Origin of the sequence: Streptococcus sp. HMSC071D03, from assembly GCF_001812125.1 — a bacterium.
Classification (GTDB): Bacteria; Bacillota; Bacilli; order Lactobacillales; family Streptococcaceae; genus Streptococcus; species Streptococcus pseudopneumoniae_N.
The window spans coordinates 48,931-73,427 of the sequence record NZ_KV807780.1 but is presented as its reverse complement, the minus strand read 5'-3'; the positions used below and the strand labels follow the sequence as shown (position 1 = coordinate 73,427).

General features: G+C 40.5%; 32 protein-coding genes and 1 pseudogene. All 33 read right to left on the bottom strand.

Going from position 1 to position 24,497, the window contains the following annotated elements; all coding sequences use genetic code 11:
* Window positions 1-303 precede the first annotated feature (303 nt).
* Entirely contained in the window at window positions 304-1,248 is a 945-nt protein-coding gene (locus HMPREF2837_RS07760) for an N-acetylmuramoyl-L-alanine amidase family protein (RefSeq protein ID WP_075230808.1), read from the bottom strand.
* 2 nt (window positions 1,249-1,250) lie between these two features.
* Window positions 1,251-1,583 (bottom strand): phage holin, encoded by a 333-nt coding sequence (locus tag HMPREF2837_RS07755; protein ID WP_049549242.1) that lies wholly within the window; start codon window positions 1,581-1,583, stop codon window positions 1,251-1,253.
* Entirely contained in the window at window positions 1,567-1,986 is a 420-nt protein-coding gene (locus tag HMPREF2837_RS07750; protein WP_075230807.1) for a hypothetical protein, read from the bottom strand. The genes HMPREF2837_RS07755 and HMPREF2837_RS07750 overlap by 17 nt, the downstream gene beginning before the upstream one ends.
* Window positions 1,987-2,002: 16 nt before the next feature.
* A complete protein-coding gene (locus HMPREF2837_RS07745; protein WP_075230806.1) occupies window positions 2,003-2,635 on the bottom strand; it encodes a hypothetical protein in 633 nt (210 codons plus the stop codon).
* On the bottom strand, window positions 2,635-2,889 hold the full coding sequence (locus HMPREF2837_RS07740) for a hypothetical protein (RefSeq protein ID WP_075230805.1): 255 nt from the start codon (window positions 2,887-2,889) through the stop codon (window positions 2,635-2,637). Before HMPREF2837_RS07740 ends, HMPREF2837_RS07745 begins: the two co-directional genes overlap by 1 nt.
* A gap of 18 nt (window positions 2,890-2,907) precedes the next feature.
* Window positions 2,908-7,485, bottom strand: a complete 4,578-nt coding sequence (locus HMPREF2837_RS11480) for a phage tail spike protein (protein WP_075230804.1) — start codon at window positions 7,483-7,485, stop codon at window positions 2,908-2,910.
* Window positions 7,482-8,177: an adenylosuccinate synthetase gene (locus HMPREF2837_RS07730; RefSeq protein WP_049549239.1), complete on the bottom strand. Its 696-nt coding sequence runs from the start codon at window positions 8,175-8,177 to the stop codon at window positions 7,482-7,484. Before HMPREF2837_RS07730 ends, HMPREF2837_RS11480 begins: the two co-directional genes overlap by 4 nt.
* Window positions 8,177-11,200 (bottom strand): phage tail protein, encoded by a 3,024-nt coding sequence (locus tag HMPREF2837_RS07725; RefSeq protein WP_049549238.1) that lies wholly within the window; start codon window positions 11,198-11,200, stop codon window positions 8,177-8,179. Before HMPREF2837_RS07725 ends, HMPREF2837_RS07730 begins: the two co-directional genes overlap by 1 nt.
* Entirely contained in the window at window positions 11,200-11,580 is a 381-nt protein-coding gene (locus HMPREF2837_RS07720) for a DUF5361 domain-containing protein (RefSeq protein WP_049549237.1), read from the bottom strand. Before HMPREF2837_RS07720 ends, HMPREF2837_RS07725 begins: the two co-directional genes overlap by 1 nt.
* A 14-nt stretch (window positions 11,581-11,594) precedes the next feature.
* Window positions 11,595-11,906 (bottom strand): hypothetical protein, encoded by a 312-nt coding sequence (locus tag HMPREF2837_RS07715; protein WP_065426694.1) that lies wholly within the window; start codon window positions 11,904-11,906, stop codon window positions 11,595-11,597.
* Window positions 11,907-11,908: 2 nt separating this feature from the next.
* Complete coding sequence (locus HMPREF2837_RS07710) at window positions 11,909-12,460, bottom strand: phage tail tube protein (protein WP_049549236.1); 552 nt, start codon at window positions 12,458-12,460, stop codon at window positions 11,909-11,911.
* A 14-nt stretch (window positions 12,461-12,474) separates the two neighbouring features.
* The gene (locus tag HMPREF2837_RS07705; protein ID WP_049549235.1) at window positions 12,475-12,810 is read right to left on the bottom strand and encodes a hypothetical protein; all 336 of its coding nucleotides are present in this window, start codon (window positions 12,808-12,810) and stop codon (window positions 12,475-12,477) included.
* Complete coding sequence (locus HMPREF2837_RS07700; RefSeq protein ID WP_049549234.1) at window positions 12,811-13,047, bottom strand: hypothetical protein; 237 nt, start codon at window positions 13,045-13,047, stop codon at window positions 12,811-12,813.
* Window positions 13,040-13,378 (bottom strand): hypothetical protein, encoded by a 339-nt coding sequence (locus tag HMPREF2837_RS07695; RefSeq protein ID WP_049549233.1) that lies wholly within the window; start codon window positions 13,376-13,378, stop codon window positions 13,040-13,042. Before HMPREF2837_RS07695 ends, HMPREF2837_RS07700 begins: the two co-directional genes overlap by 8 nt.
* Window positions 13,365-13,759, bottom strand: a pseudogene (locus HMPREF2837_RS07690) (phage Gp19/Gp15/Gp42 family protein). Before HMPREF2837_RS07690 ends, HMPREF2837_RS07695 begins: the two are co-directional and overlap by 14 nt.
* Before the next feature lie 20 nt (window positions 13,760-13,779).
* Complete coding sequence (locus HMPREF2837_RS07685) at window positions 13,780-13,998, bottom strand: HeH/LEM domain-containing protein (protein ID WP_049549231.1); 219 nt, start codon at window positions 13,996-13,998, stop codon at window positions 13,780-13,782.
* Window positions 13,999-14,001: 3 nt separating this feature from the next.
* The gene (locus HMPREF2837_RS07680; RefSeq protein ID WP_049549230.1) at window positions 14,002-14,898 is read right to left on the bottom strand and encodes a phage major capsid family protein; all 897 of its coding nucleotides are present in this window, start codon (window positions 14,896-14,898) and stop codon (window positions 14,002-14,004) included.
* A 14-nt stretch (window positions 14,899-14,912) separates the two neighbouring features.
* Entirely contained in the window at window positions 14,913-15,374 is a 462-nt protein-coding gene (locus HMPREF2837_RS07675) for a capsid assembly scaffolding protein Gp46 family protein (protein ID WP_049549229.1), read from the bottom strand.
* 80 nt (window positions 15,375-15,454) lie between these two features.
* Complete coding sequence (locus HMPREF2837_RS07670) at window positions 15,455-16,867, bottom strand: terminase (protein ID WP_075230803.1); 1,413 nt, start codon at window positions 16,865-16,867, stop codon at window positions 15,455-15,457.
* Between the two features lie 63 nt (window positions 16,868-16,930).
* Window positions 16,931-17,197: a hypothetical protein gene (locus tag HMPREF2837_RS07665; RefSeq protein WP_075230802.1), complete on the bottom strand. Its 267-nt coding sequence runs from the start codon at window positions 17,195-17,197 to the stop codon at window positions 16,931-16,933.
* A 59-nt stretch (window positions 17,198-17,256) separates the two neighbouring features.
* Entirely contained in the window at window positions 17,257-17,436 is a 180-nt protein-coding gene (locus tag HMPREF2837_RS07660; protein ID WP_075230801.1) for a CPCC family cysteine-rich protein, read from the bottom strand.
* The gene (locus HMPREF2837_RS07655) at window positions 17,426-18,631 is read right to left on the bottom strand and encodes a hypothetical protein (RefSeq protein WP_075230800.1); all 1,206 of its coding nucleotides are present in this window, start codon (window positions 18,629-18,631) and stop codon (window positions 17,426-17,428) included. Before HMPREF2837_RS07655 ends, HMPREF2837_RS07660 begins: the two co-directional genes overlap by 11 nt.
* Window positions 18,621-19,889 (bottom strand): phage portal protein, encoded by a 1,269-nt coding sequence (locus tag HMPREF2837_RS07650; protein WP_049549224.1) that lies wholly within the window; start codon window positions 19,887-19,889, stop codon window positions 18,621-18,623. The genes HMPREF2837_RS07655 and HMPREF2837_RS07650 overlap by 11 nt, the downstream gene beginning before the upstream one ends.
* A 195-nt stretch (window positions 19,890-20,084) precedes the next feature.
* The gene (locus HMPREF2837_RS07645; protein WP_049549223.1) at window positions 20,085-20,429 is read right to left on the bottom strand and encodes an HNH endonuclease; all 345 of its coding nucleotides are present in this window, start codon (window positions 20,427-20,429) and stop codon (window positions 20,085-20,087) included.
* A gap of 213 nt (window positions 20,430-20,642) precedes the next feature.
* The gene (locus tag HMPREF2837_RS07640) at window positions 20,643-21,209 is read right to left on the bottom strand and encodes a site-specific integrase (RefSeq protein WP_049549222.1); all 567 of its coding nucleotides are present in this window, start codon (window positions 21,207-21,209) and stop codon (window positions 20,643-20,645) included.
* Window positions 21,210-21,342: 133 nt separating this feature from the next.
* Window positions 21,343-21,768: an ArpU family phage packaging/lysis transcriptional regulator gene (locus HMPREF2837_RS07635; RefSeq protein WP_049549221.1), complete on the bottom strand. Its 426-nt coding sequence runs from the start codon at window positions 21,766-21,768 to the stop codon at window positions 21,343-21,345.
* Window positions 21,769-21,798: 30 nt separating this feature from the next.
* Window positions 21,799-22,662: an SPFH domain-containing protein gene (locus HMPREF2837_RS07630; RefSeq protein ID WP_049549220.1), complete on the bottom strand. Its 864-nt coding sequence runs from the start codon at window positions 22,660-22,662 to the stop codon at window positions 21,799-21,801.
* A 15-nt stretch (window positions 22,663-22,677) separates the two neighbouring features.
* A complete protein-coding gene (locus tag HMPREF2837_RS11475) occupies window positions 22,678-22,842 on the bottom strand; it encodes a hypothetical protein (protein WP_186823215.1) in 165 nt (54 codons plus the stop codon).
* The gene (locus HMPREF2837_RS07625; RefSeq protein WP_049549219.1) at window positions 22,832-23,068 is read right to left on the bottom strand and encodes a DUF3310 domain-containing protein; all 237 of its coding nucleotides are present in this window, start codon (window positions 23,066-23,068) and stop codon (window positions 22,832-22,834) included. Before HMPREF2837_RS07625 ends, HMPREF2837_RS11475 begins: the two co-directional genes overlap by 11 nt.
* Entirely contained in the window at window positions 23,065-23,457 is a 393-nt protein-coding gene (locus tag HMPREF2837_RS07620; RefSeq protein ID WP_049549218.1) for a YopX family protein, read from the bottom strand. The genes HMPREF2837_RS07625 and HMPREF2837_RS07620 overlap by 4 nt, the downstream gene beginning before the upstream one ends.
* Entirely contained in the window at window positions 23,454-23,714 is a 261-nt protein-coding gene (locus HMPREF2837_RS07615) for a DUF1372 family protein (RefSeq protein ID WP_049549217.1), read from the bottom strand. The genes HMPREF2837_RS07620 and HMPREF2837_RS07615 overlap by 4 nt, the downstream gene beginning before the upstream one ends.
* Window positions 23,711-23,908, bottom strand: coding sequence for a ribbon-helix-helix domain-containing protein (locus HMPREF2837_RS07610; RefSeq protein WP_049549216.1), 198 nt, complete (start codon window positions 23,906-23,908; stop codon window positions 23,711-23,713). The genes HMPREF2837_RS07615 and HMPREF2837_RS07610 overlap by 4 nt, the downstream gene beginning before the upstream one ends.
* Complete coding sequence (locus HMPREF2837_RS07605) at window positions 23,908-24,393, bottom strand: DUF1642 domain-containing protein (RefSeq protein WP_049549215.1); 486 nt, start codon at window positions 24,391-24,393, stop codon at window positions 23,908-23,910. Before HMPREF2837_RS07605 ends, HMPREF2837_RS07610 begins: the two co-directional genes overlap by 1 nt.
* Window positions 24,394-24,497: the final 104 nt, after the last annotated feature.

The window sequence follows — 24,497 nt, the reverse complement described above, 5'->3', positions numbered from 1 at the left end:
CCGAAAACTCGGAAAGCCTTATTTAATGCTACTTCTAGCTTCCTAGCCTTTACATTTCAAGGCTCGGGATAAAAAGGTTCACTGGACCTTTTTATTTTGCGATTGGGTAAACAGAAACTTGTTGTTGCAATAAAAGAAAACTATTATGCAATATCCTTCAAAACCTTGAAAAATCAACAAGTTACATTCGTAAAAATTACCGTAAAATTACATAGTCAATAATTATGGGTATCATTTTGGGTATCAAAAAAACCGCAAGCGTGAGCCTGCGGTCTAGTGTAATAATTTTTTATTCTTTCTGTTTTATTTTGTCGTGATGAGCCCATCAGGCTCAACTGTAAATTCTGGTTTGTCTGCCATGCTGCCGTCTGGTTTGAGATAGTACCAACCGTTGCCTGATTTGATGAATTGATTTGATTTCATGTCGCCATCTTTTTCATCAAGATAGTACCAGGTTTCTCGGTATTTCACCCAGCCTTTAGCCATACGACCGTCTGCCTTGAAATAATACCAGTAATTACCGATGTACATCCAGCCTGTAACCATTGCGCCACGTTTGTCAAGATAGACCCAATCCTTCCCATCATTGAACCATCGATTGATTAGGCAATAGCCGCGATTATCAAAGTAGAACCATTCATTGTTAACTTTCTTCCAACGGTCTTTCGGATAAGAACCATCCGACTCCTCCCACCACCAGCCGGTTTCATTACGTTTCCAGCCAGCTTCAGATAGACCACCTTCAATATCTTTCTTGAATTGCTCACGGCTAATGCCCCATTTTGCCAAGTAAGGGTATGGATCCACATGGTCTGAGTGGTTGTTTGGTTGGTTATTCGTGCAATATTGATGCGTCTTGATTCCTGCTAGGCTGTCAGAGTCCAGCGTTCTCGGAATGCCTGCTTCGTCCGCAAGATTCCGCAGAAGTTCAATATAGAGCTTGTAGTCACGCATGAACTCTTCTTTACTTCCGTGACTTTCGATCAATTCGACTGCTGCGTAACTCTCAGCATTCCAACCGCCACCAACGTCCCAAGATCCGTTATTTACAGGCCCTACTTGCATGACACGGCCGTTTCCGACAACATGTGAAAAGAACCCTAGTTCAGGGTCTTTACGATAATGGTAGTCAGCTTCATTTTGTGCGGTTGAGTTTCGATTTCCTGTTGAGTGTGCATGCACTTGACGATAAGGTTGTACACCGACCTGAGGTAAGTTAGTTCTTAATCTGCTTGTATCAATATCCATCCTTACTCCCCTTTCCACTCTTCGTTAATTTGTTTGACCGCTGACTCAACGAAGGTATCAAGGTCACGGTCAGTCATGCTGATGTTGTATTTTGACAATTCTGCACGGATTTTAGTTCGTGCCTGTTCCAGTTTTTCCTCGCCTTTAAAGCCAGTTTCTGAAGCTACTTGCTCTACGGCATTGACCGCATTTTTGGCCAAGCTCTCAACAATTTTGATGGTTTTCTCCCCACCTTTTTTAATGAGGTAATCTTTGACTGCTTTAACCACAATCCCAATCAAAATGATTAAAATGCTGATGGCTCCGTTTGCGATAATTTCATTGATTTGTTGCATTTATATTTTCCTCCACAATTTCTAATGCTAGAAATTTTTCATACAATACCTTGATGGCTCCATTCCCACCAAGTTCCACGTAACTTTCATAAAGACGAGACAATTCCTCAATCTCATGCTGATTGGTATTGCCTCGTCTAATGGCTTTTTTTAGGTTTTCTTGCAATCGAAAACGTTGTAATCTTTGAAGACCTTTTCCAATAACACTCAATCCTTTGCTATTATCTTTACCGATAGCCTCAACATTCGAGACTGTCTTTTTAATGGCGCTAATTTCATCAGATAAGAGACTGATTTGCTTGTCAGTCTCTTTCGTGTTCTGCGTGCTTTTGAAAGAGAAATAGCTAGGAATGATCACGATTAGAATTGGGCTCAATTTATCCAGAAATGCTAGTAATTCCAATCAGACCACTTCCAATCTACTGTGCAGGAACTCGAGTAGTTTCAAGATTACTTTCGTTTTTTTGCCCTTCCCACTTCCAGATTGCAAGAATACCATTTTGCGATGGCACGCCTTCAAGTTGCTTGAGAGATTCGCTTTTGTAAGTGAAAGCCTGATTTGTCTGAATCAAGACACGCTTGCCCTCGCCGTTCAATTCGACATGTTCAGGATCTTCAATCACAAACATATCACCTGGTTGATAGGCCTTACCTTCTTCAGCGAATGGGAAGAGTTCAACAAGTTCCTTGTAGGTTGTTCCATAGGCGATTTTCTCACCCATAATGGAATCTTGAGCCATGACTCGTACTACTTTGTCGATTTTATTTGCAAGCGCAGAGAGTCGATTCTGCTTGCTTTCATTCTGAGCAATCTTCTGATTAGCCTGTTCAAGCTGCACCTGTGTTTTGACGATGGCATTAGTTGGGTCAAGTTCTGTACGGATATGATCCAGCACTTCTTGAATCAAGGTTGCTTCATTATCCTGCGTATGGTCGCCGTGCAATTCTACTTGCTCGTAAGAATAGCGTCCGTTGTTTTCCATCTTGATTGCGACAACTGTCACATTTTCTGCGCCTTTAAGATATGGTTTAATTGCTACTTCGTAATTCATTAGTTAGTTCCTTTCATTTTTGCTTGTATCTCTTCAAATAATTCTTTAAGCGCTGGATCATATTCTAAAACAGCTTCAAATTCATTGATTCGTTCTTTGATGTTGTTGTTTTCTTGCATCAACTCCTGATTCGCAATCTTTTGATCGTTCAACTGAACAATAGAAAAATTATTTTCAATCATAGTATTCGTTGATGCAGTTGACAATTCATTGATTGTCATTCGTAGTGCTTGATTAATTTGCTCTGTAACCATTTCTGCCTCCTTGCATTATTAATTTAATTCAGAGAAATCTGTATATAAGATTCCTCTTTTATCTCTAAGAGTATTAAAATTGACGATAAATCTTTCAAGGATCCCTAAGAGAGAAACTTTTTGGCCCCATTTATTAATAAAATAAAAATCACCAGATAAAATCGCTGAACGTTTTCCTGTTTCAGGTTTGTCTTTATCAACAATAGGCCCGATTGTAGGTGTATCACTTGTCTGAATTATCCAGCCTTTTTCATTTTCTCCGAAGCCTTTATTTGATACTCTCAAATAATCTCCTATGGAATTCACGTTTCTTTGTTGAGGATTGTTCCAAATCTGTATTCCTGCAAAAGTTTGATTATTACCATTTTCCGTCCCATCTGAATTAGAGCCTATAACAGTAACTCCAGATTTTGTTTCTCTATTACCTGCTACTTCTTGAATACCGGTGTCAAATTTTATAAATTGATTCGGATAACCTGCTACAACACGTCTCATAGCTGCTTTTTCTGTATAGACTTCGTACTGACCTTTGTTTAAGTCAATTTTCATCGCTCCATTCGTAGCACTTAAATTCCCACCCGTAATTCTATCAGCGTCAATGGTGATGCTGTTAAGGTGATTGATAAATGCTTGCTTGCTTATAATGCCTTCAATCAACGCATCCTTCGCGGTAATTCTCTTGATAAACGCATCATCGAATTTCACTTTTTCCGCAGTAACAGCTTCAGCATCCAAAACTACAGTAGTCACCGAACCAGCTTCAAAATTGGCCGTCTTCAGCTTGTCAATCATGGCCGACTTGATAACTGCTTTATCAATCAAAGTTTCACCCGTGATGTGAGTTAGTTTCCCATCAAATCGATTATGGCCATTAGCGCCAAGATTAATTCCTGAAATCAAATCACCTGCACTGTTGATGTTTTGAACCGACCATGAGTCAGCAAGTTGTCTTTGAACGGTTTTCAGGCCTTCATTCTTAGATACTTCAACCTGGAACAGCTGGCTGGTCATAGCCATGCGAGCAACCTTATCCGCAATCCCGTTTTCAGTATTGCCTAAAATCCGCTCATAAAGCTGACTGGTTTCTTTAACACGCTGGAAGTCAGTAGTCTCTACTTTTCGTGCTAGTTGATTGGTCACATTCTTAAATTGACTATCAGCATTCGCTTTGTTAGCAGAGACCTGATCAGATATTCTACCCATTTGTCGTTCAGCATTATCCTTATTTGTAGCGATCTGAGTCTTTAAATTTGAAATCTGATTATCTGCGCCTTGCTTATAAGTAGTTATCTGACTTGAAATATCCGTGAACTTACCATCTACAGATTGACGATAGCTTGCGATTTGACTAGCGATTTCTTTATTCGCACTAGTTTTAACAGCTTCAATCTTCTGATTGATACCCTTCACATCTTCTTGATAAGTCGCTTTGCCTACATAGTCCTTCGTTGCCAGCTCACGGACAGAAGTTGCTTGCTTAGCGCTCTCTTCTCGAGTGTATCTTCTCAATGCTTCTTGTCGCTGGCCGTCTTGGCTGATATAGGTTTCAACCGTTGCCAGTTTAGCAGATAGGCCTTCAGCAGTCTTCTGAAATTCAGACTTGGCAACAACCAGATCCGTCTTCCCATCTTCAGGGGCAGGTCCTGCATCTATACGAGTCGAGCTTCTGGTCAATTCAACCTTGCGAAATGCCACATGGCCAATCCCGTCATAACCAAGAATAATTCGCCAGAAATCAAAATTCACAGGCTTGGTCAATGCTGGTATAGTGACTTGATAAGTCTGCCAGCTAGATGTGAGGTTGAAAGTGCCAGGTATAATTTCAGGATTACCGGAAACTGTACGGTTGGCCCTTAATGATAGCCAAACACTTGAAGAGCCAGAGTAGCAAATTCCTTGAAATGAGAGAGTATAAGTCTCTCCCACCTCCAAATCAAGAAGAGCAGTCGAACTCTTCCACGAAGATCGACTCCCCTCTTTCGAGTGGATTTGCAGCTGCTTCCAAGTATTAGTCGTGCCTTTTACATTGTATTCACCGTTGATAATTTTCCAGTCAACAGGACTACTATCTCCTTGAGAGTAAACCCAGAGCCCTCTTGAGAAATCGTAGTCTTCAGCATAGTTGCGACTACCGACCTTCATTTTTGAAAATTCTTCACGCAATTTCCCAGCTTCAGCCACAACTAAGGTCTTGTCTGCCTTGTCTTTGGTTGCATTGACAATCTCTTGTCTAATACCAGATGCCCGCACCTCAAATTCAGCCATGCTCAATTTCTTGTCCAGCTTGTTCTGCGTGCTTGTTTCCAAACTCTTCACGGACTGCCTGATGTTCTCAGCAGTCACGTTGAGTGAGCTGATATCCGCTTTAGTTCTAAGCCCTTCGGTCAGACGATTTACACCAGCATCAAGTGCATCAGCACGCTGTTTGAAGGTCGATTCGACAGTTGAAATCTGACCGTCAATATCTTCAGGAGCTTCTGAATAAGAAGTATCTACATCGCTTATTTCAAACTTCGGCATCCAAATCCAAACGGTTCCTTCTTGGTTAAAATCGAACAACCATTCATTTGTGGTCTGCTTGGATTCGTTTGTCCAACTTTTGGGAATATGGATAACATATCGTTTAATTTCTGTCGACAATGTTACATTTCCGGTTTTGTACCAAATGTTGCCTAATCGAGATCTCAGCATTATTCCGTTTTTATTCGCCTTGGCATAAAAACTAATGGTTACATCTTGATTAGTCGTACTTCCAAAAATTACTTTTCCAAATTGACCCAGAGCTGGATAAGTAATCTTAGGATTACCTCCGTCCCGACCAGATGGATTCTGACCAACGATTTTTAAGGCATTATGACCTAAATACTTATCTGTGCTATCAATAGCGGCCTCGTAAGTACTCGTAGTCCAAATCCCTGTTTTTGAAATATTCTGCTTGAATAGTGAATTCAAGAATAGATTTCGGCCGGATGCCTGCACACTCGCTATCCTACTAGCTAGTTCCTCCGCAGTCTGCGTGAGTTCTGACTTGCTGGCCTTACCATTAGCTAAGTTGGTCAGTTCTGACAGTCTGCGAGTCGTCGTCTCTTCATAGGTCGCTTGCGCTGACTTCACACCAGCCAGTTCTTTTTTGGTCTGAACAAGTGCTTCAACTTGTTCATCAACTTCATCTTTTATTTGTTCTTGCTTCGATAGAACTTCATTTGCTAAATCATCCAAATCACTTGACAAAGTCATCTGAGCGCTCGTAGCCTGTGTCTTAAACTCTTCAAGTTTAGCGATTGAATCCAGACCAATTCGCTTCGCTTCCTGAGCAAGCAGACTACTTGCGCCAGCGTTTTGTAAGGCTTCTATAGCCCTACGTTTAGCATCTTGTAAAGGACCATTTTCAAAGCTGTCGAAACGCTGATTGGTAGTGTCAGAGAGTTCTTGCTTGACTTCTTCAGCTCTTGCTTTGGTAGAATTCAGGCCATCAGTAAATTGATTGACCAACTCTTCTTTCTGTCTGTCAAAAGCAAGGTTAGCATTCTTGAGTTCTCTTGCTAACTGCCGTTCAAAATTACCTTGAAGTTGTTGAGTTTCGTCCTTGACAGCATCACTCACTGCGTTACCAATCGCATTCGCAAGACCTGACTGGAACTGACCGAAGCCAATTGATTTCAATTTCTTGGCCATTGGTGAGTAAGTGTACTTGGTAATCTTCTTACGCACATCAAGGTTGTAGACCTCATGAAAAAGACTAACAATATCGAACATCTGAACAGGCACGTCACTCTGGCCGACAACCTCAATCTCAAGGCTATCTTCCATCATGTCACAAAGTGAGGTTCGATAATACTGCTCACCATACTTACGAAGGCTTGCTTCATCCTTCACATCCTGGTCATTAACCTCAATCACATCTTCATAGATTTGACTATACTTGTTAATGAGTGGACTATCAATTGTGACCGTAAATGTACGATCAGGTGCTTTCTCTTCCTCACCTTTGACAGTCGTAGTGAAAGTAATTCGAGTCTTCAAAGACTTGGTAGAGGTCTTGTGCTGATAGCTAGACAGGTTCTTTTTGTACATAAAAAGCGATTCATTTTCTGAACCGCCATTTTTTAAAAGTCTAACTTGATATCCATGACGTACAAGGTCTCCACCCCATTGACCAATAATAGAGTGCTTATCTTTCGCAAATGCCTCCATAGCATTCTTAGAGCCAATATTGAAGGTGTGCCTATCTTCAATATCCGAGAAGAACGAGAACGGATTGTCACGAGTGATGCTTCCAGCGAAGCGACTCAAGGCAGTCGAACCAGTCTGCCTATCCAAAGAGATTGGATTGACCACATAGTTATTCAAGAGGGTGAACACCTGGTTCGCATAGACTTGAATATAACCATGCTTCTTCTCAACCTCGAAGATGACAAAATCCTGCTCGCCGTGAAGATCATCAGCAGTTAGGAATGTCTCCTCCTTCAACTTCTCCCACAAGGGATCAGAAGTTGGGAATCGAAAACTCAATTGGTAGGTGCTATTATCCTCTTGAACAATTTCATCAGCGTATGCAGCATTCAGAGGCATATTCCCATTTGTTAAATAAATCAAATCTTATACCTCCAATTTGGTCGAAAAGTAATCTTACGGACGGTTCCAGTAAACGAAACACCAATCTTACCAGTCGGGATTTCTAAGAACCCTCCACGCTTCCGAAGTGTGTTCTGAACCGCACCAGTAGCGTTGTAGATGTTCTGCTTTCCTTGTCTACAATCGATTGTAGCCTTGGTCTTAATCGTAAGATACATGGTCTTACGACCAATCGTAAGAGAGATATCACCATCCCCCTCGATTTCGATGATAGGCTCTGAATAGATTGTTCCAAGATTATTGATTGTACCAGATGCAGTCAGAACCACAGGTTCTACGCTCTTCTGATATCTGAATGGTTGCATTTCTAACTTAATTTCTAACTTCCAAGCATGATTCCCAAAAGGTTCAAAACTAGCAGTCACAAAGTTAGCATAAAACAATGAGCCAAGCTGATAGCTAAATTCCAAAACGTTATCATTCGATTGAAACTTATCAAGAATACTTGAAATCTCAACCATTTTTTTAACGTATAGAATGAAGGTCCTTTCGTAACTGTCGAAAGAACCGTCTAATACACGATAACTGCCATTGACTCCATAAAGGTCAGCCTTCTCTCCCTTCGGCTTAGCAGCCTCCACCTTCCCAAAATCTGTCACATCACAACCAGGAAGGCTTGATGTATTAAAACCGTTGATGATCATATAATCCATTAAATTCCTCCCCTCGCATAAATAGCACCATGTTGTTCGTAGGTTTTGAGCGAGATAATGTCATTGTCTAGATAGACATCTGACGATTTCTCAAGGATAGCAGTAAGGATTCTTTCCATACTTGCTCTCAGAATCGCTATCTCAGACACGGTTCTATTTTCATGCGCTTCAAATTGAGTTGATGGCATAGCCAACTGAGCCTCAAGACTTTTAGTAACTGAGGCAGAGGAATTCAGGTCCAGACCGTCTCCTGAAAATACATCCGCAATCTCATCAGCCATGCCTCCGACCGTTTGCTTGACATCCTTAAATTGGTCTTGCAATCCTTGATCTAACCCCTTCATGATTGCAGTACCAGCAGGAATCAAGAGTTTACGGTCATATTCGATAGGACCTTTGTGATCACGAATCCAATCCGCGATTCCACCAACAAAGTCGGTAACAGAGGACCACATAGACTGCAAACCATTCAAGAAACCTTGCAAGATTGCTTGTCCTGCACTATACAAATCAATATTCCACAATTGATTGAAAAAACCAGTGACATTGCTTACAAGACTAGACACAGCATTAGACATAGTGTTCCATGCGTTCTGTGCTCCAGATACAAGACCATTGATAATGCTTAAAACACTAGATGCTAGAGAACTCCAAGCATTGCTTGCCGTTGACTTGATGTCTTCCCACAAACTTGATAGGAAGTTCATAAAGCCATCCCAGATATTTTGAGCTCCCTGCACCAAACCTGTGATCAGACTTGTTACAGTAGATTTTAACCATTCCCAAGTCGCTGAAGCAGCCGACTTGATAAACTCCCAAATCGCACTAAGAACAGCAGAAAAGTTTTCAAAAACAGCAATACCATAACCAACAATAGTATCTACAACTCCAGAGAAGTATGTTTTGATACCTTCCCAAATCATGGAAATGCCATTTTGAATACCTTCCCAAATTAGAGAAAGATCAGCTCCTAGCTGATTAAAGTTCCCTGTTACAAGGTCAATAATGATTAGAATAGCGCCCAAGAAAATGGATTTGATGAACTCCCAAGCGCCTTGAAAAATCATCTTAATCCCTTCCCAAATTTGAGTAAGACCGTCTGAAATGTTATTCCAAACATTCATGAATCCGTCAATGAACGGTTGAACAATAGCCATTACTACCGTTGTGATAGCTGTCCATGCCACAGACGCAGCCTCTTGAATACTTATCCACAAGTCAGAAAAGAATGTTACAACAGCAGTCCACATCGCTTTCAAAGATTCGATGTAAGCAGTCCAAGCTGTAACAACTCCATCCCACAATGTGCTAGCACCCTCAGAGATACCAGACCAAAGACCGACAAAGAAATCAGCAATCCCCTGCCAAGCCTGCTTGATCCAATCCACAAAAGATGACCAAATTTGCTGACCAGTTTCTGTTTGTGTGAAGAACCATACCAGTCCAGCAGTCAATGCTGCGACTGCCGTTACGATTAGGCCAATCGGATTTGCAGATAAAACTGCATTAAAGATACCAAACGCTCCACTTGCTCCCATGGTTGCAGCCGCATTCGCCGCCTCTGCGGTAGTGAGTGCACCGGTTCTTACGAACTGAGCTAGCATTAAGCCATTCGTAATAGCTAGAGTTGCATTCCTGATTGTTTCAATTCCTTTTATTACCGCTAAGACAGCTTTATATCCTGCCCATGCACTCGTAATACCAACAACAGCCGATTTTAAGGCATCTAATGCAAGAGGTGAATCTTTTAACCAAGAGGTAAATTTACTAAGACTTTCAGAGGCGTCCCTGATAAAACCTGTGATACTTTCAAAGGCAATGCCTAGCAGATTCACTCCCTGCTCTCCATCTTTGATCCCTAAAAGATCACCAACGAAACCCCCAATAATGCCTAATACATCACCGATTGCAGAACCAATGTTCTCAAAAGTAACTCGAATATTGTCTGCTATGTTGATAATTTGGTTCGCTGCATCTTCGCTAAAACCAAGTGCATCTAATATTTCAAAATTCCCCTCTTTATCCATAGACCCAAAGATCATATCAAAGAAGGTTTCGAAAATTCCTGTCACATGTGCAACTTGATCAAAAACAGCACTACCAAAAGCATCTCCGAAAAGTTGAGAAGCAATATCACTGAGTCCGTGTGTTAAAACAACACCTAGCCCTGATAAGATGTTCCCTATCATGGGTAAGAAATTTCCGAATAAAAATGTTTTCGTTGTTTCTAATAATGACTGCAAGGCTGGTGTTACATTTTCACCAATTGCTATCTTCCCTAGCACATTCTGAGCAGCTGCTTTCATGGATTCAAAAGAACCACTAAAAGTAGATGCTGCCTCTTTGGCAGTTGTACCAGTGATGTCGAGATTTTCTTGGATAGCATGGATAGCATTATAAACATCCGAAAGATTGTTAATGTCGTACTTAACACCCGTCAGTTTCTCTGCATCAGCTAAGAGCCGTTGCATTTCTTGCTTTGTACCACCGTAACCAAGCTTCAAATTGTCAAGCATGGTGTAGTTCTGCTTAGCAAATCCTTGATAAGCCATCTGAATGCTCTCCATAGATGTACCCATCTTGTTCGCATTATCTGACATATCAATCATGGCCATGTTTGCTGTTTCAGCAGCTTTATTAGTGTCACCACCAAGAGATTGCAAGAGGCTAGCTGAGAAGCCTGTCACATTTTCCATATAGGCATTAGCTGACAAACCTGTGGTCTTGTAGGCTTCGTTAGCATACCCCTTCACCTTGTCAGCAGAACCTTTGAATAGAGTTTCGATACCTCCAAGTGATTGCTGAAGCGCTGCTCCTTCACTGATAGCTGCCGAAAAGGCCTTGCCAATTCCTGCCGCTGCAATAACTTTCGTCATAACGCTAACAAGACTAGAACCCAATGACTGTCCAGCGCTTTGCCCTGCTGAACTCGCTTCAGGATCGAGGATTGATTGGATTTTACCAGTAATACCTCTGGCTGATGGTATCAATTGTACATAAGCTTGTGCTATTTCTGTCGCCACTAATCCTCACCTCCTATCTTTTCTAGAATTTGCTGACGATATTCTTCAAAGTCCTCACCAGAATCAAAGATCATCTCCTTACTTTCTTTAGCTTTAGTTTTACCTGTCAGCTCCTCTGCAACCATTAATGGTTTGTTGATTCCTTTCTGACCGTCTGTTGTTTTAAACCAAACAAGAGCAGAAAGTCTATCTAGTACGCCCGCAAGCAAAAAGGTTTCAAAAGGAACCTTGATATTGGTCATTGCTAGTTTGATCCGTGAATCATCTCTCAGACCAAAAGCAAAGACAGCTACCTGGTCAGCAGGTAACTGTCTGTAGTCAAAAATTCCATAGGTTTCAGCTAAATCACAGATAAGAGCATCTTCGTCTGTTTGAATCATTCTAGCAAGGAGTGCTATTTTTTTAACTGGTTCTTACTTGTAAAGATTTCCCGAATTTCATTCCCAATCTTGTCCAAAGGAACAATTCCATCCGCAGTTCGCACATGATTTTTCAAATCTTCCGATTTGTTACCAAGCATGAGTTTGACCACTTTGGGTAAAACTGCCGGATTTGTATCTACTTCAGCGATGGCTTCAAGTAACTCATAGTTTTCCAAGCGCTCTTTTGTAATTTCAAAAGCAAATCCAGTCGAAGTAACACCACGAATTGTTTTAATCTGTGGGGTTGCTCCGTTATTTTTTTTCTTATGATTTCGTCTTGACATGATTAAGCTCCTTTGATGTATTCATAGTGTGTGTCGTCAGCAGCGTTAGGGAAGGCAGTGACTGTCGTACCATATCCGAGAACACTTCCATCGTTATAAGTAATTTCATCGATGGCAGTTACCTTTCCTGAAGGGATAACAATACGTTTAAGTACACCACCTTTTAGAACCGTTTCGATTACAAGGCAATGATGTGGCAATTCTTTTGAATTTGCCTTAATTGTAATTCCTGATGACAAGTCCCCAGATACATTATCTGGTCCATACACTTCCTTCAAAACATGTAGATTCAATGCCTCAATAAGCATATATTTGAATGTGTCTGTTTTTTCCTTTTGAACTGAACTTACAATGACACCGCCCCATGCTTTAATATTCTCTGACTCAGGGGAGTTGCTATTGGTCATACCGTCATCTGAAATATAACCTAGTGCTTCAAACGCCTCATCTAATTTTGTTGTTGCGTCTGTCGGCAGTGCTGTTCCAAGAGGTGCAGAATAAACCGCACCTCCGATTTTAGGTTTTGCAGTCGTTACATTTGCTTCTTTTCCCATTTAATTTCTCCTTTTTAAAAATAATTAATATCAAATACGGCTTGATATCGATATTGTTTCGTTTCAGTGTCCGTAAAGTTGTAATCGCTGTTTAAGTGGACACCACAGATTGAATCTAATTCAATCAACTCTTTTACAGCTTTTTTCACTTTCACATTAAGCTCTGCAGCCTTCTGCATAGTAGGACCATAGCTTTGAAAAGCAAAGGTCGCACTACCAGAATGATTTCGCTCCTTACCTCCAGTTTTTTGAATAATGACAAAACTGGCTGGAGCTTCAGCTTCATGCTCAAAAAATGACGGTACATCTAAATGACCGTCAAGATATTTCTTGATAATAATTTCAATCATCTAATGCACCGCCTTCAACAAAGTGTTATTTTTCAAATTATCCCTTTTCGCTTTTCGCGTAGCTGGATAAATCATAGCATTGGCCCTTGTCTTACCAACGTGGCTATCTTGTTCGTAACCAGGGCCACATCTTTTTTTAATGACTGTCGCTTCTTTGTTCAGAATGTCCTGAATCTCTTTTGATTTCAAAAGAGCTCCTACACCCGAACCGATAAGCTTGACTTTTGTATTACTCATACGCTTCAACCATCACTTTCTTGTTCCAGTCTAAAGGCATCATGGCTTCAATTCCTTCCAAAGGAATACCAATCGTGCGCCATTTGCGCCCAAAGAAACGAACTTCACGGTCTTTCCACTCGTTCTGATCGCCTTTTGGAATGCCTAGTGTATAAGAGACCTTCTTTCCAGTCAGATTGAGTTGATTAGTGACATCTTCTGTCGAAGCTGGAACAACCAGGACGTTATCTACTTGAACTTCGGTATTCTCATAGATTGGATGCCCAAAGTCATCCCGACCATTCTTGGTTTTCCCAATCAAAGTCACAGTAATTCCTTTAATCCGTCCCATAGATATCAATCACCCCATATCTTTGTTTTTTAGACCCAGACGTTTCAATTCAGAGTCCTTGATGAAGAGGCCGCCACCAGGTACTAGATAAGAACCACTCACTGAATAACCCAAAGCGCTCTCAGCAAATTGAGTCATCGGCTCCTGCTCAGTTGAGGTCATCAAGGTACGAGCTACCACATCGACTGTAACCGATTTGACCACTATGGCAAAAGATGGATCAGTAGTAACCAATCCATCTATATCTTTGCCAACTTTTTTAGCTTCAACGCGAAGAGAATGAGAAACAACTTCCAACAGCGCTTCGGCTCGTTTTTCCTCATCGAATTTCAACGCCCGCCACAATTTTTTCAAATCTTCTACTGTTGCAAAGTTTTCCATTTCTACCTCCAGTCAAGCGACTACTGGACTTCAGTGTCAGCTTGTTCGATTATCGAAATCAATTCAGGTTTTGTGGCGCGGTTATCATAAGTAATACCTTTTTCATCAAGGATTTCTTTCAACGCTGCGTTAGTTAATGAGTCCAAAGGTTTGTATTCTGCAATTGGAACCCAATCGCCTCCACTAATTGCATTTTCAGTAACGATAGTAGTCCCTGTTTTTACATTAATGTATTCCATATACTACCCCGCTTTCACAACACGAGCAAAGCTGTTTTTGTCCAAAATTCCCCAACCGAGATAGATTTCTGCACGAAGATAGACTTGGTTATAACCTTTCAAGTCTTTCCCAGAATTGTCTGGATCACCATATCGAATAACTTCGAGTGGAATCTGCTTAGCATATCCCCATTTAACCATGTTAGCAAAGTCACCAACAATAGCAACATCCTTATTGGTTCCAACATTAAGACCAACTGTAGTATTCACATCTACAGGTAGACCATTAATAGCCCCTGGATTTGCTCCCCATGCCAATTCAGGGTATAGGCGCTCATTAGCTGAGTTCTTCATGCTAGCTAGTGCACTTGCAAATGTAGTATCAATAGCCATACCGCTAACGATATTATCAGCTCCTTGAATCATTTTAACTGCATCTTCGACATTAGTATCTGGATCGCTTGTTGTAAAGTTCACTGTCTGAGTGACCGCCTTGTCAAAACAGTTATCCCCAATAACAGCGGATTCTTGTTTAGTACGTGGATTTACGCCATGGAAGGCCATGATATCAATACCACGAGCTACTTTATTAGCAAACCCTTCATTGAATGACTTCAAAATATCGATTTTAGCCTCTTCTGATGCAAAAATGAACTCATCAGATACACGAGCGCCATACTCGATTTTAATAGGCACAATAGTTACAGGTTCTAGACTTGCACCACCATGCGTTTTCTTCCCGTTTTCTGCAACGATATCTACATCAGCATCTAACGAGAACGTAAATTCTTTCAATCCATTGAAAGGAATCGCTTGTTGATTAGACAATTTAGCCAGTGAGCTGTGACCCTTAACTTTGTTGATAAGGTCTGTCACAAGCATTGGATCAAATAATGTTCCTCTTGATAGTTGATCTGTCATATATTATTACTCCTTTAATCTTCAAAAACTAAACCTTGTACTAGGTTTTTATAAGATGTATTTTCAGTTTTTTCTAGAGCAGGCTCTAGATTTCGCATTGGTGCGAAATGTTCAGTAGGTTTTACGAAAGATGCCAAGCGCTCCGCATCAGCTTTGAAGCTTTCTTCATCATTTCCATGCAAACGATCTGCAAGGTCATAAGGCAGTCCATGTTGCAAAGCTACTCGAGTTCGCAGACTAGCTGTCTCATAACCAGCGATTTGATTCTGCAAAACTTCAAGTTGCTTGTCAGCATCTGACTTACTTTGATTAGTAGCTTCGATTGTTGACTTCAAGCCAACATTTTCTGTTTCCAATTCTGTAACTCGAGATTTGAGCTGGTCATAGTCGCTATACTTCGCTTTCTCACGAGATAAACGCTCCTTAATAGCAGCATCAAATTCTTCTTGTGTAGTGATTGGTTTAAATTCTGACATTCTCATGTCTCCTTTCTCCTGCTTCCCCGGCAGTTCGGTAATTTTTGGCATCAAAAAAAGCAGTCACAAGACCGCTTATTTTAATAACTGATTTTTTGCTTTTTCTTAGGCTTGGTCGTAGCACAAGCCCAGTGCGCAAGCAAAGCACTATCCATCAAAGAAATATCCATATCGTCAAAGTGCGATCGATAACCAAAACCACCATTTGAGCCAATATTCCGCTTATCGCAGTTAGTAGCTACTTTTGATAGCGATGGTTGACCAGCGTGACAGATGGTTTTCTGGTAAATTCCCTGCTCCCAAAGAGCGTTGGCCACGATGATTTCTTTCACCGTCGGTAGAATCACGTTCTTGATTCTATAGTCCTTCAACTCTTCATCCAGGATCTTTTGACCACTTGCGCCATCGATGACAATTTGAGCCACGTCAGCTTGACGCAAGAAAGCAACCATCCACTCATTCCCATTACGAACAGATTGACAATCGACTGTCTCGATAAAAAAACGGCCATCCTTGGTTCGTGCAGCAATACTCAATGCCACATTCGTTCCATCTTGACCATACTTAATACCAACAGACAACTTGCCAGACAATTCTGGTACATCATCCACCTTGAGCTCATTCCACTCCGTTTCAGAAATGGCAGATTTTTGGTTGTAGGTTGGCCAGAATCCCAAACGTTGGATATTATGGTCAAACTTATCCTCACCAAGCTCTGCTTCTATTTTCCGCTCGTTCAAATGGTAGCCCATGGATGGATTGGAATTATACCAAGCTTCCACATCGTCAATTTCCTTTTCATCGGATACCGACCACTCAGCCCAGCCTGAATACTTCCCTTTCCTGAAAAGACAAGTCTCACGATACTTAGTAAAGACCGTTCCACTTGATACTGGTGTCGGAGGTGTTCCACACATGATTGTGATAGGATTTTCACTATCCGTAACCGTATATTTCAAAGCAGATTCTTGCTCGGTTGTGTACTCTTGAGCCTCGTCAATGATTAGCATATCAAAACCTTCACCAAGACCACCATTTGATGTCCTAGTACGGAATTGGATAACACCACCTGTCGAATAAAGTTCAATCCGCTCCTGCCCCTTAGCCCGAATGGAGTTAAAATCCTCACCATCAACATACCCCATCTTTTCAAGGTATCGCTTGACCTTTTCAAAAGAGGCATGAGAGGTAGAAATTCGGTGAGCCGTGTGCAGGATATTTAATCCTTCATGTAGCCCCCAAATTTCACCAATATATAGGATTTCAGATTTACCATTACGACGAGGGATAGAATAACCAAACTTCTGATGCACCCAAAGACCATTTTTATCAACAGCCATCATTGGCAACAAAAGGTTTTTCTGCCAGGCATAGCAAGAAAGACCAGTCCGTTCGTAAAGTTCAATCGCTTCTTTAGCTTTTGAATTTTTCTTGACGTATTTTAAAATCACCGATTGAGTAGGATTCTGATTGCCAAGTTTCTTCCTCGCCATTCCACTTTCCTTTCAATCGTCATCGCATGATAACCCTATCGCTGGGAGATATCGGATCACCTCCTAGATACTAGCTAAAATATTCAGATACTTTACTTCTTCGTAAGTTTCTGCAAAAATATCTGGTTTGCATGGATAAAATTCACCTTGAACTCCTTTGATAATATAATCCCCTTTTTTGGCTATCATATCACCTTCAAGTGTAGCAATCCATATATTCCCAAGTGCATCAAACCAAATCTTATTTTCTGCAAAGTCAATTACTTCTTTATAGTTATTCCCGTTCCAAAGCACTGCCTCAACCACAACAGGTTTCTTTCTGTACTTCATTTTCTGACTCCTTTCAAAGCATAATAAAAGCACCTAACTTCAACTTCAGTTAAGTGCTTTTATTTAATCGGTTCACCCATAGCATAAGCTTGTTTAGCTTCTACTAACGTCATCTTGTTGGGACCACCATCAATGTTGGTTTCACCCGTATTTTGCCAATTACAATGATCACAAATGTCATAAACAGCAGTCAATGTTCCACAAACCGGACAATGTACATACTCTTCATCATTGATCATCACCAAGTTGCCTTTTCCAATCTTGCTCAAAATAATTCACTCCTTCCTCTGGTTTTAGGATCGTTGTAACACGTCCCCTTTTGTTATCACCCAATGCAAATATGTTTTTTTCTAAATCATATCTTACACGTCGGTATTCCGTATCATAACCAAGTACATTATCGCCAATAGGTTCACCTAAAAGTGTTCTCCCTAGTTCAAGATACTGCATTTGTGTAATATTACCAAATTCTTCACTATGCTTTCTGAAATGCCCGTTGAAAGATTTTTCAGTAGGAAAGCTAGCCTGAGACCAACGAACGCGGTCTTTTAGTTCTTGATATCCCTCACCACCATTATACTTCAAATCCTGAAACTTTGCTAGTGAAATAGGAGCATTTTGAACTCCTAAAACATCAACTATTTTCTTGTATTCCTGAATATCTGCTTTGCGATTATTATCACGCACATCAATATTCATTCTCTTACGCTTTTCTAATTCATCGGAACTCTCATTTCTGATTTTTTTAGTCCAAGAATTTTGAACCTTACCATTTTTAGGATGATAGTCAATTACACAAGTACAATGCTGATGCCTTCTGTAGAAATTCGCTGGTTCCTCACCGTATATGTAATTTCCTACTAAGCTATCACACCATTTGCAGCAACGTCTAGTAGAGTGTCTACTAATCGTCGGTACCAAGCCAGTTTTAGCATGAAACTCCGCATTCTTCCTGATTGTATCATCAATAATTGACTGTGTAAAGTTCACAATAGGTTCACCGAGCAACCAACTGACATCCTCAAAATTCTCCTCAGACGAAAAGCGATTGACAATGCCAGCTATTCGATCCTGATTCAATTCAGGGACTTGCACTTTGAGACCGATTTTGGCTTCATCATTCAAATTCTTCTGAACATCGCTAGCATAACCACTCACAAGCTCGTGATTTCGCCCTAGCATGTCCGTCAGCAAACGATGAGCGATATTGTAATACATTTTACCGTCTGGCAATTTATCGGCGCTCAGAGACGCTCCTAGAGCCTTAGAGAGAATCTCTCCAATTTCAACCGCAAACTCATTTGCAGTTTTGTAAGTGGCTTTTTTTGCCTTCAAAGTAGCAAAAGCATTTCTGACAATCTCGCTCTTGCCAAAATCTCGTTCAAACCTCTCTTGAACCTCTTGCAAGATACCAGGTAAAACATCATTCTCCATTTGAACCACCCTCGCTTATCACTGGCCTAGCAGACATGTCTCCAGCAATACCAGTAAGGTCTCGAATTGTCTCCGCATTGATGTAACCAGGCAATGCCTGATTCAACTTCACAACACCGTCACCAATCATAGTCATTGTATTCGCATCCGCTTCAAACAATGGCTCCCACTTGACTGTGGTTCTTACAAATTGACTTCTAGTATAGCAAAACTCATCACGCAAACAAGCTGCAACATAAGCGACATTTAGCAATCCAGCACCTAGTGAGCGCTGAGCCTTCCGCCCAGCTAAACGCAAATTCTCATGACTAGCCTTGATGGCTTCCACAGATGATGGATTATCTGAAACGAAACCAAGGTCATCCAATGTCAGCCCCATTTCGCCAGCAAATCCAGCTGCGGCTGTTCTGAGCTGTTCAGTAAAAGGTGACATGCTAGCGGTAGTAAATTGCCCAACGCTCGGCTTCTCTCCTTTGTCACTAGAAGAAATCGTCAACAAGCTTGATACAGTAGCTTTCCATTTTTCCATAGGCTCTGCATCAGGATCAAGCCCAAGAATATATTTCTGTGGCCATGAGTAGAACTCAGCCGTAATATCCGCTCGTTCCAAAGTACGCTTAGCATATTTCTGATAATACATCCCAGCTCTGGTGATACGACTCCGACCAAACGGACGAACAGCATCAGGACGATGAATGACTGGAACCAACAAAGGGATACCAGTTTCATTCACAACTGAGTATGGACTACCATCTTTTGGAATAAAATGAGTAGCATTAGGCTCGAAGTAGGCTTCAAGCGTTGGACGATTGTAATCATCACGAGCCAACACCGCATAACCTTCCACAAGCAATCCAGTAATAGGATCAATGACACCAGTTGCATTACTTGATTCAATGACTTGCAACCTCACCTTATCATCTTCACCCTTCGAAATGTAGACAAAGCTACACGAACCAATCAGCGCAGCTAAAATAGCACTATCAAAGAAGATATCAGGATTGTTCCGATTAAAGATTTCTGTAACATTAAAATCATCGTTAGCAAATTCCCTGAAAATCAAACGATCTGCAAGACTATCAACGCCCTTTGCAGCCCAACCAAGGACAGCCTGGTACTTCACCCTGACTTGTGGAGGAATTGTGATTCCTGTCGGTGCTTCATGGTGTTGCATTGCATAATGCTTGTACCTCAGATTAACTCTGCTCTGATAGAGAGTCAACTTTCTCCTGAGATAGTCAATTCCTCTTAATTCCAAACCGTTCTCCTTTCTTGTGATGATTTGGCGCGAGAAAAAATGTACAGTGACGGCGTGAAGCCCTCGAGCGCCTAGTGGGAGGGGGATACCCCCCTATCCTCTGCTAGGACTTCCTCACACTCTTCTATTTTTCTCTAAGTCTAATAATCCGGTAATTCATATTTTTATTAAAAATAATTTAATATATTTTTTATTTTAAGATCTATATTTTGTCCAATCTCTCGATTGTGGCAAATTTCTGTTGCCAACAACAGTTGTACTTGCTGATTTATCATCAGCATAAAGCTTGTCAGACTTCTGTCTATTGCACTGCCAGTGCGCGAGCTGTAGGTTATTGATGTCTGATGGATGACCGTTCCGATTAATTGGAATGATGTGGTCAATGACTGGTGACAAAGGATGTGGATACTTCAATGACTTGTCTACTGGTAGTCCACAAATCCCACAAGTATTTCTTGTCTTAAGAATAATCTTCTTATTTTTCTCAAAGGCGACTCGGTGAGGACCACTCCGGTCTGGTCTTTCTTGGGGGATATTCATTTAGGGAGGGGCCTTTCTTTTTTGGGGAGGTAGGTAGTTAAATTTTTATGATGTAGGGGGGAGTTTTTCAACCTCTGACACCCTCATATATTTAACATATCTTATATTTTGTGACTTTCAAGAAAGTATGGTTTAGCCCAATCATGACAATGGGTTTCCGGTTTTTCTTATTTTTTAATTTACCATTTCTCAATATGATAAATAAGCGTGCTTTTAATACGTAAAAGTAAGCATACTTTCATCAATTTCATCTTGATTGTATCCAATATAATCTAATGTGATGTCTGGAGCAGAGTGATTAAGTATTTGCATTAAAATAGCTATATTCCCATTTTGTTTATAATGATGATAACCAAACGTTTTTCTCATCGAATGTGTTCCGATGTGCTTGAGTCCTGAATGTTTAGCTGCATCGTTCAAGAATTGATACACAGCCACTCTACCGATATGTTTAATACTTACTCCGTCACCTCTAACTTTTTTTCTACTTGGAAAAAGATAGTCGTAACTCTCAAGATGATTTTCTTTTATATAACGATTCAAAGCCTTTCGTAATTCTGGATTAACTGCAAATTTTCTTATTTTGCCAGTTTTTTTCTCTTTGATTTCAATTCTATCTTGAACTACATGTTTCACTTGAAGAGGAACAATGTCGCTTACTCGTAGACCTGAATATATTCCTACTAAGAAAAGAATATAGTTTCGTTCACTCTTTGATTTCAAGTAATTCTTCATTCTATCAATATCGTCTAGCTCACGAATTGGTTCTACTTTTTTCACGATATCACCTCCAAACTAAAAGAAAAGACAGGGTGTGCCTGCCTTTACAATTATTTCATAATATAATTTTAGCACATAAAATCATATATTTACTCCGGACTTACTCCGAGTTTACTCCAAAAAAACTCCAAATTTACTCCAAAATTTCAATCTGTTCTCCATTGCGGTATAGCTCTGCAAATGCCATCAGAGACTTATCCAAGATGTCGTAATATGAACTTTCTGAAAGAGACAAGTCCATTGCGATTGTTTCATCCTTCTTGCAATTCCACTGAAGATACTTCTCAAAAAGTATCCTACGATAGAGGGGATCATGTAATCTACTGACAGCTTGCTCAATTGCATCCAGCTCAATCTCTGCATCAACTTTTCGTATAGCCAATTTTTCAACTTGACTATCTCTCCCGCTTAATGGATTTCGTGGCATGAATGAGTAGGTGGTGGTCACTCTCTGACCATCAGTGTCATTTGCGACTCTTCTCCAACGAGGATATCCTTTTAGAATCCTTTTGGCATTCTCTTTCGTTTTTATTTCATTTATATCAGGAAAGAAGGGCATCGCTCACCTCGTTTCTATGCCGTTTATATTTTACTCATGATTTGTAATCACGCTACCAGCTCCATTGACAGTAACCCAGCCATGTTTTTCTCTGGCTTCCGCTTCCTTCATGCGGATAAGGTTGTCTGTGATTGAGTCTGACTTAGCTTTGTTAGCTTTGGCTTCACCTTCTGCTTTGATGATACCAGCATCCGCTTCAGCTTGAGCTTGAACTTTCTTAGTATCGGCTTCGACCCTAGCTTTTTCTTGTTCCTGTTTAGCTGTGTCGATTTCCTTCTGTTTGACAGATTCAGATTTGATTGCTGCTTCAATCTCATCTCCTGCATCCTGATCAGTTATTGTGAATGAAACAAATTCAAGATCATAAGATTCAAATTTTTCTTTTAGCGCCTTATCAATCCCTTCATAGACTTCTGTCCGTTTATTTCCAAGAATATCATAGATATCGTAATTTCCAGTCACAGATTCAATAGCCCGTTGAACTGCTGGCGCAATTACACTCTCATTCACATTTTCTAACTTGGTGTAGTTTGAAAAGATCGTCATGGCCTTTTCTTTATTCACACGATACTTCACATCAATGTTAGTATTCAGCCATTGACCATCTTTGGTCTGAGTTGTGATTTTTTCCATAGTCTTCGTCTGAACTGAAGTCGAAAGAGTATAGACGGTATCGATGAAAGGAATTTTAAGATGATAGCCTGTTTGTAGGGTGTTTTCCTGAACACCTCCGATCGCACTGACCTTTACTCCAACCGTATTAGCTGGGATGCGCTTCACGGCCGTGAGACGAAAAATTCCAAGTGAAGTAATAGCAACAACCATGATGATGCCACCTTTTGCAAGTTTCGTAAGTTTAGTTTTTCCTGTTTCATTATCGTATTGTGTAAACATTGTTTTTACTCCTTTTTAAATCATTTTTCCTTCAAATACTAATGTAATAGTCCCTGTCCCATCTATGTGCTTAGAAACCAGTGCACGACAATCTGAACCATACTCAACACCATCAATCGTGATGCTATGCTTTATTTTGTCAACGTTGATGATAGATCCATTTGATGTCTTAATTCTCATGTTCCATCTCCTCAATCAACCAATCAAGGTTCTTGCGTGCCTTCTTCAAGTCTTCAAGACCGTTTTTCTTCTGATGACGTAGTAAATACTTCAAACTATTTCCTAAGTAGAAGCCCTTTAACTGTTCTGGTGTCATGAAATTTCTTAAAGCATCGATAGACTCCATACCATATCGTCCTTGATAATGGCTTGGTTTGTTTACGTTGTCAATTATTTCTGGGTTCATTCCTTATCCTCCAAAAGCTCCTTATTTTCGTAGACATTGCCGATGATTTCCTCGTCTTCAGTCCACGCATACCCACTTAGCAATCCCTTTAGATATATGGCAGGCATTCCGCCTATGAATGTGCCACCGTATTCTTTTTCTAGATATACTTCATGGGAACATCCTCTTGTACATTTAACGATATCACCGATGAATACCTCTTTGCCATTCTTATCCTTGAGTCCTGTTGATTGCATGAGTTCGATTTCGTCAAACTCTACAGATATTTCTGTAGATCTTTCAATATCTCCCTGCTGGCAGATATCTACGAGCTTACTATCAAATGAAATGTTAGTTACATCACACATCCATTTTGGCGACTTCATCCACGCTCTAAATTTGGGTATCATAATTTCACCTCATCTCCAATCGTCAATGATTCGTAGCTTGTTTGCGTGACTACGAAAATGCCATAACTTTTAATAGTGATAGTGTACATGTCGCCAATCTTCTCCTTTTGTAAAACTCTGCCTTTGATTTCCGCACCTTGATTATCGGCTCGATAGATAACCATCGGGCGCTTTGCTTCTAGTTTTTTAATGTGGATACTCTGCCAGATATTTAATCCAGCAGACAATAAAATCCAGATTGCTATGAATCGTTTCAATCTGTGACCTCTCTTCCATCTCTTACTTTTTGCAAATAATATTTATATATTTCATTGTCGGTATGTTCATTTACTAACTTTTCAAGTGCTTTATTGACCACTTCTGATATGCTTCTATAACCACCATATTCTTTTAAGGCTTCGACATGGTCATACATATCTTTGGTAAGCGTTGTTTGTACCTTTCTAGCCATCACTCCACCTCCTCCACTTCAATTCCCGGACAATCGAACACCCAGCCAAAGCCAGCTTCTTCTAGTTCTTTGCGGGTAACTTTATAATTCCCAGCTGTTATATCTTGACTAAAATAAAGAATACTCCCTGATTGCGATTTGACCAAAGGCTGCCTATTTTTTAAAGTCACCACATACTGGTTCTCTTCCTCGATCTCGTAGCCATCTAGCCATGCACGAGCGGCTAAATCAAACGGTCGTTCTTGCATAAACCATTTACCAACTTCTTCATTTGTGAAATCAAAATCGAAGAAGTCTGCTACGTCTTTGCAAGATTTTCTAGCTTCCTCAATCCAATCTGCCACAAACTGCGGTACTACGACTTTTTCTGGTTCGTCAAGACTTTTAATAAGCTCCTCTATATATACATAAACTGCCCAGCCAGTAAGTCTTATGATGGTTTCTTTCTGTGCCTCAATCCTTTTTAACGCTTCCTGTTTATTCATCTTCCAACTCCTCCACTTTCTTCCTCAATTCTTTATTCTTTTTCTTCAACAAATCGCGCTCCAACGCTCTAATGCGTCTTTTCCGTGAATCGCACGGCTTCGAA